Source organism: Nocardioides sp. (genome assembly GCF_030149505.1).
In the GTDB taxonomy this organism is placed as follows: Bacteria; Actinomycetota; Actinomycetes; order Propionibacteriales; family Nocardioidaceae; genus Nocardioides.
Genome location: NZ_JASBRN010000045.1, coordinates 351,337 through 362,041 on the forward strand (window position 1 = coordinate 351,337; position 10,705 = coordinate 362,041).

Consider the following 10,705-nt stretch of genomic DNA (forward strand, 5'->3'; position numbering starts at 1 on the left):
TGCCCGGACCGGGCGGGTCGCTGGCGGCGCGCAACTAGAACACGTTACAGTTCCGGCGCGGCCGCCGACCGGTGGGCGCACGACGAGACGAACCCTGGCGGGGCCGCTCGGGGAAGGGGAGGATCACCCGCTGTGACCACACCCTCATCCCCGTCGCCTGCGGGCCAGGACGTCGAGGTCGACCTCGTCGTCGTCGGCGCAGGCCCCACCGGCCTGTTCGCCGCCTACTACGCTGGCTTCCGCGGCCATCGGATCGCCGTCGTCGACTCGCTGCCCGAGCTCGGTGGCCAGGTGACCGCGATGTACCCCGAGAAGCAGATCCTCGACGTCGCCGGCTTCCCGTCGGTCAAGGGCCGCGACCTGGTCGCCGGCCTGGTCGCCCAGGCCGCGACCGCCGACCCGGTCTACCTCCTGGGCCGCACGGCCACCGAGCTCCAGCACTCCGAGGACGGAGTCGTGCTGAGCCTCGACGACGGGACCGTGGTGCGGGCGGGCGCCATGCTCATCACCGCCGGCATCGGCAAGTTCAGCCCCCGGCCGCTGCCCGCCGGGCACGAGTTCCTCGGCCGCGGCCTGGAGTTCTTCGTCCCCTCCTTCGCCCCGTACGCCGGCAAGGACGTCGTCATCGTCGGCGGCGGCGACTCCGCGTTCGACTGGGCGGTCCACCTCGAGCCCGTCGCCAGGTCGGTCACCCTCGTGCACCGCCGCGACGCCTTCCGCGCCCACGAGCGCACCGTGGCGCAGGTGCGTGCCTCGTCGGTCCGGATCGTCACCAAGGCCGAGCTGACCGCCCTGCGCCCGGACCCGGACGGTCACCTCGGCGAGGTCGACATCACCGACCCCGACGGTGTGACGACGTACCCCTGCCAGGCGGTGGTGGCCGCGCTCGGCTTCGTCGCCGACCTCGGACCGATCCAGCAGTGGGGCGTGGAGGTGCAGAAGCGGCACGTCGTGGTGGACTCCTCGATGCGCACCAACCTGTCCCGGGTCTTCGCCGCCGGCGACATCACCGAGTACCCCGGCAAGGTCCGGCTCATCGCCGTGGGCTTCGGCGAGGCGGCCACGGCCGTCAACAACGCGACCGTGGCGATCGACCCGACCGCCAAGGTCTTCCCCGGACACTCCTCGGAAGGTGGCTGACATGGGTGGCGGACGCGACGGCGTGAAGATGAGCGACGCGGAAGTGCAGGCGCTGCTGGGGGAGAACCTCAAGGTGCAGATCGCCAGCAACGGCCACGACGGGTTCCCGCACCTCTCCACGCTCTTCTACGTCCTGCACGAGGGCAACATCGCCTTCTGGACCTACGGCCGCAGCCAGAAGATCCGCAACCTCGAGCGCGACCCGCGGGTCAGCGCCCTGGTCGAGGACGGCGTGGACTACTTCGAGCTGCGCGGCGCCTCGATCACCGGGCGGGCGGAGATCATCCGCGACCGCGAGGGGATCCTCGAGATCGGCTCGGCCGTCGCCACCCGGATGCTCGCGGCCGAGTCCTTCGAGGCGCTGGGCGACTTCGGCCGCGAGACCGTCGAGAAGCAGGCCACCAAGCGGGTCGCCGTGGTGGTCCATCCCGAGCACGTCGCGACCTGGGACCACCGCAAGATGGTCTGACCCGAGCCCCGACGACCCACACCGCCCCCCACCGACCCCTCCGAGGAGAGTCACGATGAAGATCAAGGTCGACTTCGACCTGTGCGAGTCCAACGCCCTGTGCGAGGCCATGGCCCCCGAGGTGTTCGAGCTCGACGACGACGACTACCTGGTGGTCAAGACCGACCAGACGACCGACGAGAACATCGAGGACGTCAAGCGCGCGGTCGCCGCCTGCCCGCGTGCCGCGATCACGCTGGTCGAGGACTGATCCGGTGGCGGAGAGCGGGAGCAGCACCAGCACGTCCCTGGACGGCAAGGTCGCCGTCGTCACCGGTGCCGGCGCCGGCCTGGGTCGCGCGGAGGCGCTGGCCCTGGCGGACGCCGGGGCCCGCCTGGTCCTCAACGACCTCCCGGGTGCCGCCGACGCCGTCGCCGAGGAGATCCGCGGCCGGGGCGGCGAGGCGGTCGTGGCTGCCGGCGACGTCTCCGAGCGTGCCACCGCCGACGCGATGGTCGCCGCGGCCGTCGACGGCTTCGGCTCCCTCGACGTCGTGGTCAACAACGCGGGCATGACCCGCGACCGGATGCTCTTCAACCTCTCCGACGAGGAGTGGGACGACATCATCCGGGTGCACCTGCGGGGGCACTTCCTGCTCTCGCGCACCGCCTCGGCGTACTGGCGGGCCAAGGCGAAGGAGACCGGTGCGCCGGTCGACGCAGCGGTCGTCAACACCGCCTCCGAGGCGTTCCTGTCCGGTCCTCCGGGCCAGGCCAACTACGCCGCCGCCAAGGCGGGCATCGCCGCCCTCACCGTGAGCACCGCGCGGGCCATGGCCTCCTCCGGCGTCCGTGCCAACGCGATCTGCCCGCGCGCCCGCACCGCGATGACCGCGCAGGTCTTCGGCGAGGACACCTCCGGCCAGGAGGTCGACCCGTACTCGCCCGCGCACGTCGCCCCGGTCGTGGCCTACCTCGCCAGCCCGGCGGCAGCACGGATCACCGGCCAGGTGTTCGTGGTCTACGGCGGGATGGTCGCGCTGGTCGCGGCCCCGGTGCTCGAGGACCGCTTCGACAAGAGCGGCACGCTCTGGACGCCCGAGGACCTCGACAAGCAGCTCGGGAGCTACTTCGCCGACCGCGACCCGTCCGTCGGCTTCGCGGCCGACTCGATCATGAAGCTGAGCGCACAGTGATGACCGGGACCACCGGGACCACGCCCGGCACCGGCCGGCTCCAGGGCAAGGTCGCCATCGTGACCGGCGCGGCCATGGGCCAGGGCGCGGCCATCGCCCGCGCGTACGTCGAGGAGGGTGCCCGCACCGTCCTCGCCGACGTCGCGAAGGACGAGGGCCAGGCGCTCGCGGCCGAGCTCGAGGCCAGCCATCCCGGGATGGCGGTCTTCGCCCACCACGACGTCTCCGACGAGGGCGCGTGGGCCACGCTGGTCGAGGAGACCAACGAGCGGTTCGGCCCGGTCACCGTGCTGGCCAACAACGCCGGCATCCTGCGCTTCGGCCAGGTCGGTCGGCTGGACCTCTCCGACGTCGAGCTGATGTACCGCGTCAACCAGCTCGGCACCCTGCTCGGGATGAACGCCGTCACCAAGACGATGCGCAAGAACGGCGGCGGCTCGATCATCAACGCCTCTTCCACCGAGGGCCTGGGCGGCATGTCCGGCTGCGTCGCCTACGGCGGCACGAAGTTCGCGATCCGCGGCATGACCAAGGGTGCGGCGCACGAGCTGGGCCCGATGGGCATCCGGGTCAACTCCGTGCACCCCGGGATGATCGACACCCCGATGACGCGTGTGCACGGGGGAGACGCGGCGATGGAGTACGGCGCCTCCAAGGTCCCGCTGCGCCGGGTCGGTCATCCTGAGGACGTGGCGCCGCTCTACGTCTTCCTGGCGAGCGACGAGTCGTCGTACATCAACGGTGCGGAGATCGCCGTCGACGGCGGCGTGACCGCCACCCACGGCTTCGGCGGCTGAGCGGACCGCTCGGCACAGCGGCTCACCAGCACGGCCGTCGGGCAGGACCCGGCGGCCGTGCTGCGCGTCAGTCGCGGAGCAGGAGTTTGACGGCGACCTCGATCTGCTGACCGGTCTCCGCTGCGGTGGAGCGACCGGTCACCCAGCCCATGAGGGCGGAGAGCCACACGTCGCCGATCACCCTGGCGATGGCGACGTCCTGGTCGTCGAACTCGGTGCGTCCGGGGTGCATCGCCCGGGTGACCATCGAGGTCATGTACATCCCGACCTGGTTGATCTCGGTCTGGACCGAGGAGTCGGCGAACATGAACGCCCGCGTGAGGGCCTCGGTGAGGTGCGGGTCGCCCTGCAGGCCGCGGCTGGTGAGCTTAAGGACCTCGATGACCCGCTCGGCGGGGGTCTGGCCGGTGAGCTGGCGCTCGCGCAGCGCCGACTCGGTCTTCTCGAACTCGCGGCCCAGTGCGGAGACCAGCAGGTGGATCTTGGAGGGGAAGTAGCGGTAGAGGGTGCCCAGGGCGACCTCCGCCTGGTCGGCCACGGCGCGCATCTGCACGGCGTCGAACCCGCCCTGCGAGGCGAGGTCGATCGTGGCGTCGAGGATGCGCTTGCGGCGCTCGCGCTGCGCGGAGGAGCCGAGCTCCTCGGTCGCCAGGCTGTGTGCGGTGCTCATGTGGCCCCCATGGTCGGGTGGTGGAACGTTCCAACGGTAACGGTCCGCGGCGCCCGTCCAGGTGAGCGACCCGGCAGCGTGACCGGGCCTCCTGCGTCTAGGCTGGTGCCGCGTGGTCCATAATAGGAACACGTTTCACTTCTTCGGCTCGTCGCCGCGCCCAGCGGTGCCGACCAGCAGTCCGGCCCAGCAGTCCGGGGGAAGTGCTTCCGGACCGTCGTACGACTCGTCGAAGGAGAGCCAGCAGGTGCGCATCGCGATGCTGTCCTACCGCTCCAAGCCGCACTGCGGGGGGCAGGGGATCTACCTGCGCCACCTCAGTCGCGAGCTGGTGGCGCTGGGGCACGAGGTCGAGGTCTTCTCCGGCCAGCCCTACCCCGAGCTCGACGAGGGCGTGCGGCTGACGAAGGTGCCGAGCCTGGACCTCTACCGCGAGCCCGACCCCTTCCGCGTCCCGAAGCTGCGCGAGTTCCGCGACCGGGTCGACGTGGAGGAGTTCGCGACCATGTGCGCGGCGGGCTTCCCGGAGCCCAAGACCTTCGGCACGCGCGTGGCTCGGTTGCTGCGCGAGCGCGCCGGTGAGTTCGACATCGCCCACGACAACCAGGTGCTGGCCTACGGCATGCTCGACATCGAGCAGCAGATGCCGCTGATCACCACGCTGCACCACCCGATCACGTTCGACCGGCGCATCGACATCGCCCAGACCCGCAACCCGTGGCGCAAGTTCACGCTGAGCCGGTGGTACGGCTTCCTGCGGATGCAGGGACGGGTCGCCCGCTCGATGCGGCACATCATGACCCCCTCGGAGACCTCCAAGCGCGACATCGCCACCGACTTCGGCGTCGACCCGGCGCGCATGCAGGTGATCCTGCTCGGTGTCGACGACGGCTTCGTGCCGCCGACGGTGCCGCGGGTCCCCGGCCGGATCCTGGCCATGGCCAGCGCCGACGCCCCCATGAAGGGCATCGCGACCCTGCTGGAGGCCTTCGCCAAGCTGCGCACCGAGCGCGACGCCGAGCTGGTCCTGGTCACCAAGCCCAAGCCGGGCGGGCGCACCGAGAAGCTCATCGAGAAGCTCTCCATCGGCGACGCGGTCCGCTTCGTCCACGGCGTCTCCGAGGAGGAGCTGGTGGCCCTGATGGGCTCGGCCGAGGTCGCGTGCGTGCCGTCGTTCTACGAGGGCTTCTCCCTCCCGACCGCCGAGCTGATGGCCTGCGGCACCCCGCTCGTCGTCTCCCGTGCCGGCGCGATCCCCGAGGTGACCGGCCCCGACGGGGAGTGCGCCGACCTGGTCACGCCCGGCGACGTCGGCGAGCTGGAGCAGGCGCTGGCCGCCCTGCTCGACGACCCCGAGCGCCGCGAGCGGATGGGCCGCGCGGGTCGCCGGCGGGTCGAGGAGATGTTCAGCTGGCGGGCCGTGGCCGTGAAGGTCGCTGCCGCCTACGAGCAGGTCGTCGCCGAGTGGCACGAACAGGGCCCGATGCCCGTCCAGGGGCGCAAGGGCCGGCGTACGAAGAAGTGGAGTGCCTGAACCATGCTGACCGTTGACTTCGACCGTCTGGGCCTGCGTCCGGGTGAGCGCATCCTCGACATGGGCGCCGGTGCCGGTCGTCACGCCTTCGAGGCCTACCGCCGCGGCGGCGACGTGATCGCCTTCGACATGGACGCCGAGGAGCTCGGCCGCGTCCGCGACCTGTTCGTGGCGATGAAGGAGGCCGGCGAGGCCCCCGCGGGCGCCGAGGCCGACGTGAAGGAGGGCAACGCGCTGGCGCTGCCCTTCGCCGACGGCGAGTTCGACCGGATCGTCTGCGCCGAGGTGCTCGAGCACATCCACGAAGACGTCGCCGCGATCAAGGAGCTGGTCCGCGTCCTGCGTCCCGGGGGCACCATGGCGATCTCGGTGCCGCGCTGGCTGCCCGAGGTGGTGAACTGGAAGCTCTCGCCGGACTACCACCACGCCGAGGGCGGGCACATCCGGATCTACACCGACCACGAGCTCATCGACAAGGTCACCAAGGCCGGCCGGTTCAACGACGGCACCCCCGGCGACGCGATGGTCTACGAGGGTCGCGGCTACGCGCACGGCCTGCACACGCCGTACTGGTGGATCAAGTGCGCCGTGGGCGTGGAGAACGACGAGCACCCCGCGGTCAAGGCGTGGCACAAGCTGCTGGTCTGGGAGATCATGAAGCAGCCGACCGCCCTCAAGCTGGCCGGCAAGGTGCTCGACCCGCTGATCGGCAAGAGCCTGGTGCTCTACTTCCGCAAGCCGGAGGCCGGCGGCTCGTCCGGGGCCACCGCGTGAGCGTGCCGTACGTCGAGGGGCTGCTCACCGCGGACCAGGTCGCCGACACGGCTGCGGCGATCGCGGCGATGCAGGAGCCCTGCGGTGCCGTGCCCTGGACCACCGGCGAGCACGTCGACATCTGGAACCACGTCGAGGCCGCCATGGCCATGCTGGTCGGCGGCGAGGTGGAGGCCGCGGAGCGGGCCTACGCGTGGGTCCCCACGATGCAGCGCGCCGACGGCTCGTGGCCGATGAAGATCGTGGCGAACACCGTCGAGGACGACCGCGGCGAGTCCAACATGTCCGCCTACCTCGCGGTGGGCGTGTGGCACCACTGGCTGGTGCGCCGCGACCTGGACTTCGTGCGCACCTACTGGCCCTCGGTCCAGGCGGGCCTGGACTTCGTGGTCTCGCTGCAGACCGCGTGGGGCGGCATCGCCTGGACGCCCGTCGATGACTTCTGCCTGCTCACGGGCTCCTCGAGCATCTACCACTCGCTGCGTGCGGGTGTCGCGATCGCCGAGCTGCTCGACGAGCCGCAGCCGGAGTGGGAGCTGGCCGGCGGTCGGCTGGGCCACGCCGTGCGCGAGCACCAGGACCTCTTCGCCGACAAGTCGACCTACTCCATGGACTGGTACTACCCGGTCCTCGGCGGCGCCGTGCGCGGCCCGGCCGCATTCGACCGCCTGGCCGAGCGCTGGGACGACTTCGTGGTGCCCGGCCTGGGCATCCACTGCGTCGACACCAACCCGTGGGTCACGGGTGCGGAGACGTGCGAGCTGGCGATGGCGCTCGATGCGGTCGGCGACCACGCCCGCGCGCTGGCGCTGGTGCGCGACATGCAGCACCTGCGCGAGTCCGACGGCCGCTACTGGACCGGCTGGGTCTACGACACCGGCCGCACCGACGAGCCGTCCGACGTCTACTGGCCGCACGAGCACACGACGTACACCGCCGCCGCGGTCGTGCTGGCCGTCGACGCGCTGGGGGAGACCCACGGGCACGCGACCCCGGGCTCGGGGATCATGCGCGGGACCTCGCTGGCCCCGCACTTCGCCGAGATCGCGCTCGAGTGCGGCTGCGAGTCGGCCGACGCCTCAGCCGACCGGCTCGCCCGCTGACCCGGAGGTCCGCCGCAGCACCCGCATGGACCCCAGCGCCTCCTCCTCGGTGAAGGCGCCGGAGGCCAGCGCGCGCTGGAAGACGTGGTACGGCGCCTGCCCGCCGTCGGCGGGGTCGGCGAAGACGTCGTGGATGACGAGCAGGCCGTCGCGATCGACGTGGTGTGCCCAGCCGGAGTAGTCGTTCTGCGCGTGCACCTCGGCGTGGCCGCCGTCGATGAAGAGCAGCGACAGGGGGGTGCGCCAGTGGGTAGCGACGGTCGTGGACTGGCCGATCACGGCCACCACGACGTCCTCGAGGCCGGCGTCCTCGATCGTGCGGCGGAAAATCGGCAGCGTGTCCATCCGACCGGTGCGCTGGTCGACGAGGCTGGCGTCGTGGTGCTCCCAACCGGCCTGGTTCTCCTCCGACCCGTGGTGGTGGTCGACGGTGAAGACGACGGCCTGGGGGCCGCCGACGGCGCGGGCGGCTGCACCGAGGTAGACCCCCGACTTGCCGCAGTAGCTGCCCACCTCCAGGACGGGGCCGTGCGGGAGCCGCTCCAGGGCGCGGCGGTGCAGCAGCATCCCCTCGTCCTCGGGCATGAAGCCCTTCGCGGCCAGGGCGTGGCTCAACCAGTCGTCACTCACGGCGGCAGCCTATAGAGTGAGAACACGTTCTAGTTTTCGCGGTCAGGCACCCGCCGTCGCTGGAAGGACACGCATGTCGATCGGCATCTCCGAGGAGCACACCGAGCTCGCCGCCAGCCTGCGCGGCTGGGCCGCCGACGCGGGGGGCCTCGCGGCAGCCCGGGCCGCCGAGGGCGACCCCGGGGCGCGCTTCGACGACGCCTGGAAGGCCAGCGTCGAGATGGGGCTGGTGACCATCGCGGTGCCCGAGTCCCGAGGCGGCGGGGGCGGCACGACCCTCGACCTGGCCGTCGCGCTCGAGGCATGCGCCGAGGAGCTGGTCGCCGGCCCGCTGCTCGGTCCCGCGGTCGTGGCCGGCGTGCTGACGCGGGCCGGCGCCGGGCCGGCCGTCGAGGCCGGCCTGGCGGCACTGGCGGGCGGCTCCGTGGTGTCCGTGGCGCTCCCGACGGCCTCCGGAGGTGTCCTGCTCGACGCCCCCTCGCTCGAGCACGCGCTGGTGCGGGGTGTCGACGGCTGGCTGCTGCTGCCCTCCTCCGCACTGGCGTTCGAGCCCGCCGCCGGGCTGGACCTCTCCCGCCGTGCGGGCGCGCTGGTCTCGTGCGAGGAGTCGGCGGGGGAGCGCGCCGACGTCGACGACGCCCTCGTGCGTCGGGTGGCTGTCACCCTGGCTGCCGCCGAGGCCTCGGGCATCGCCCGCTGGTGCCTGCGCACGGCCGTGGCGTACGCCGGGGTGCGCGAGCAGTTCGGGCGCAAGATCGGCTCGTTCCAGGCCGTGAAGCACCTCTGCGCCGAGATGCTCGAGACCGCCGAGGCCGTCACCGCCGCAGCCTGGGACGCCGCGGCCGCAGCCGACGCGACCGGGCTCGACGCCGACGCCCAATGGGCCTTCGCCTGCGACGTCGCCGAGGCGACCTGCTTCGACGGGGCCGTCGAGGTCGCCAAGACCTGCATCCAGGTGCTCGGGGGCATCGGCTTCACCTTCGAGCACGACGCGCACCTCTACCTCCGACGCGCTCTCTCCCTGCGGGCCGCGCACGCGCGGCCGGACGCCGCCGCCGAGCGGCTCGCCGCCCAGGCCGTCGACGGTCGCCGCCGCCGGGTCGAGGTCGACCTCGAGGGTCGCGACGAGGCGGTCCGCCCCGACCTGCGTGCCGACGTCGAGGCGGTCGCGGCCCGGCCCGCCGCCGAGCGCCGAGCCGCCCTCGTCGACACCGGCCTGCTCATGCCGCACTGGCCGGCGCCGTACGGGCGGGACGCGGACGCGGTGACCCAGGTCGTCATCGACGAGGAGCTGGCCCGGGCCGGCGTCGAGCGGCCCGACATCGTCATCGCGGCGTGGGCCCTGCCGACGATCCTCCAGCACGGCACCGAGGCCCAGCGGGAGCGCTTCGTGCGGCCCTCGCTGCTCGGCGAGCTGGTGTGGTGCCAGCTCTTCTCCGAGCCCGGCTCGGGCTCCGACCTGGCCTCGTTGCGCACCAAGGCGGTGCGGGTCGAGGGTGGCTGGCGCCTGACCGGGCAGAAGGTCTGGACCTCGGTGGCCGACCAGGCCGACTGGGCCATCTGCCTGGCCCGCACCGACGCGGACGTGCCCCAGCACAAGGGCATCACCTACTTCCTCGTCGACATGCGCAGCGAGGGCATCGACGTCCGGCCGCTGCGCGAGATCACCGGCGAGGCGCTCTTCAACGAGGTGTTCCTCGACGACGTGTTCGTGCCCGACGACTGCGTCGTGGCCGAGCCCGGCGACGGCTGGAAGCTGGCTCGCACGACGCTGGCCAACGAGCGGGTCGCCATGGCCACCACGCGACTCTCGGCCGCCACCGAGCGGGCCGTCGAGCTGGCCGCCGAGGGGCTCGACCCCGCGCAGCGGGTCGCCGTCGGTCGGGCCGTCGCGCTGTCGACGGTCTGCACGCTGCTGGGCGTCCGCTCGACGCTGCGGTCGCTCGCCGGCCAGGGCCCGGGCGCGGAGTCGAGCGTCGCCAAGCTCCTGGGGGTGCGCAACCGCCAGGACGCCGCCGAGCTGGTCGTGACGCTCCAGCAGGAGCGGCTGCTGCTCGTCGACACCACCGCTCGCGGGGAGGACCGCTTCGCCGCGGACGTCTGGGAGATGCTCAACACCCGCTGCCTGTCGATCGCCGGCGGGACCACCCAGATCCTGCGCAACATCGCCGGCGAGCGGATCCTCGGGCTGCCCCGCTGAGTCGCTCACTCGGCGCTGGTTCGAGCGTGACTCGGCGCTGGTTCGAGTGAGCGTCGAATCCGTGCCGAGTGAGGCTCTTGTGACTGATGTGTGGGTCATGTTCGGCCTGGGAGTGTGGGTCGGTGTCCGCCGAGGGTGAGCATGAGCAGCGCGATGAGGGCGTCGGGGTCTTTGAAGCCGAAGGCCATGCGGGTGCGGAGTCGGATCTTGGTG

Annotated in this window: 11 protein-coding genes; 9 read left to right on the top strand and 2 right to left on the bottom strand. The window is 72.1% G+C overall.

Going from position 1 to position 10,705, the window contains the following annotated elements; all coding sequences use genetic code 11:
- The first annotated feature begins 132 nt into the window (after nucleotides 1-132).
- The 5 genes from Q1V71_RS10160 to Q1V71_RS10180 are packed head-to-tail and all read left to right on the top strand — an operon-like array spanning nucleotide 133 to nucleotide 3,581.
- The gene (locus Q1V71_RS10160; RefSeq protein ID WP_300643442.1) at nucleotides 133-1,140 is read left to right on the top strand and encodes an NAD(P)/FAD-dependent oxidoreductase; all 1,008 of its coding nucleotides are present in this window, start codon (nucleotides 133-135) and stop codon (nucleotides 1,138-1,140) included.
- 1 nt (nucleotide 1,141) lies between these two features.
- Entirely contained in the window at nucleotides 1,142-1,609 is a 468-nt protein-coding gene (locus Q1V71_RS10165) for a pyridoxamine 5'-phosphate oxidase family protein (RefSeq protein ID WP_300643444.1), read from the top strand.
- A gap of 55 nt (nucleotides 1,610-1,664) precedes the next feature.
- Entirely contained in the window at nucleotides 1,665-1,859 is a 195-nt protein-coding gene (locus Q1V71_RS10170; RefSeq protein ID WP_300643446.1) for a ferredoxin, read from the top strand.
- A 4-nt stretch (nucleotides 1,860-1,863) separates the two neighbouring features.
- The gene (locus tag Q1V71_RS10175; protein WP_300643448.1) at nucleotides 1,864-2,784 is read left to right on the top strand and encodes a 3-oxoacyl-ACP reductase; all 921 of its coding nucleotides are present in this window, start codon (nucleotides 1,864-1,866) and stop codon (nucleotides 2,782-2,784) included.
- A complete protein-coding gene (locus tag Q1V71_RS10180) occupies nucleotides 2,784-3,581 on the top strand; it encodes an SDR family NAD(P)-dependent oxidoreductase (protein WP_300643450.1) in 798 nt (265 codons plus the stop codon). Before Q1V71_RS10175 ends, Q1V71_RS10180 begins: the two co-directional genes overlap by 1 nt.
- A 67-nt stretch (nucleotides 3,582-3,648) precedes the next feature.
- Here Q1V71_RS10180 and Q1V71_RS10185 read toward each other — a convergent pair whose 3' ends face one another.
- Nucleotides 3,649-4,251, bottom strand: a complete 603-nt coding sequence (locus Q1V71_RS10185; protein ID WP_300643452.1) for a TetR family transcriptional regulator — start codon at nucleotides 4,249-4,251, stop codon at nucleotides 3,649-3,651.
- 247 nt (nucleotides 4,252-4,498) lie between these two features.
- On the opposite strand from Q1V71_RS10185, the gene Q1V71_RS10190 reads away from it, so the two are divergent.
- The 3 genes from Q1V71_RS10190 to Q1V71_RS10200 are packed head-to-tail and all read left to right on the top strand — an operon-like array spanning nucleotide 4,499 to nucleotide 7,662.
- Entirely contained in the window at nucleotides 4,499-5,785 is a 1,287-nt protein-coding gene (locus Q1V71_RS10190) for a glycosyltransferase family 4 protein (RefSeq protein ID WP_300643454.1), read from the top strand.
- A gap of 3 nt (nucleotides 5,786-5,788) precedes the next feature.
- Nucleotides 5,789-6,559, top strand: coding sequence for a class I SAM-dependent methyltransferase (locus tag Q1V71_RS10195; protein ID WP_300643456.1), 771 nt, complete (start codon nucleotides 5,789-5,791; stop codon nucleotides 6,557-6,559).
- Complete coding sequence (locus Q1V71_RS10200; protein ID WP_300643458.1) at nucleotides 6,556-7,662, top strand: prenyltransferase; 1,107 nt, start codon at nucleotides 6,556-6,558, stop codon at nucleotides 7,660-7,662. Before Q1V71_RS10195 ends, Q1V71_RS10200 begins: the two co-directional genes overlap by 4 nt.
- On the opposite strand, the gene Q1V71_RS10205 is transcribed toward Q1V71_RS10200, so the two are convergent.
- Nucleotides 7,639-8,292, bottom strand: coding sequence for a class I SAM-dependent methyltransferase (locus Q1V71_RS10205; protein ID WP_300643460.1), 654 nt, complete (start codon nucleotides 8,290-8,292; stop codon nucleotides 7,639-7,641). The two genes, Q1V71_RS10200 and Q1V71_RS10205, sit on opposite strands and share 24 nt — an antisense overlap.
- 73 nt (nucleotides 8,293-8,365) lie before the next feature.
- Here Q1V71_RS10205 and Q1V71_RS10210 point away from each other — a divergent pair, with 73 nt between their 5' ends.
- Entirely contained in the window at nucleotides 8,366-10,492 is a 2,127-nt protein-coding gene (locus Q1V71_RS10210; RefSeq protein WP_300643462.1) for an acyl-CoA dehydrogenase, read from the top strand.
- Nucleotides 10,493-10,705 lie beyond the last annotated feature (213 nt).

What these genes read in the sequence shown, in the direction of transcription:
- Q1V71_RS10210 (WP_300643462.1), top strand. Translation starts at nt 8,366, where the DNA reads ATGTCGATCGGCATCTCCGAGGAGCACACCGAGCTCGCCGCCAGCCTG.
- Q1V71_RS10165 (WP_300643444.1), top strand. Translation starts at nt 1,142, where the DNA reads ATGGGTGGCGGACGCGACGGCGTGAAGATGAGCGACGCGGAAGTGCAG.
- Q1V71_RS10185 (WP_300643452.1), bottom strand. Translation starts at nt 4,251, where the DNA reads ATGAGCACCGCACACAGCCTGGCGACCGAGGAGCTCGGCTCCTCCGCG.
- Q1V71_RS10180 (WP_300643450.1), top strand. Translation starts at nt 2,784, where the DNA reads ATGACCGGGACCACCGGGACCACGCCCGGCACCGGCCGGCTCCAGGGC.
- Q1V71_RS10170 (WP_300643446.1), top strand. Translation starts at nt 1,665, where the DNA reads ATGAAGATCAAGGTCGACTTCGACCTGTGCGAGTCCAACGCCCTGTGC.
- Q1V71_RS10195 (WP_300643456.1), top strand. Translation starts at nt 5,789, where the DNA reads ATGCTGACCGTTGACTTCGACCGTCTGGGCCTGCGTCCGGGTGAGCGC.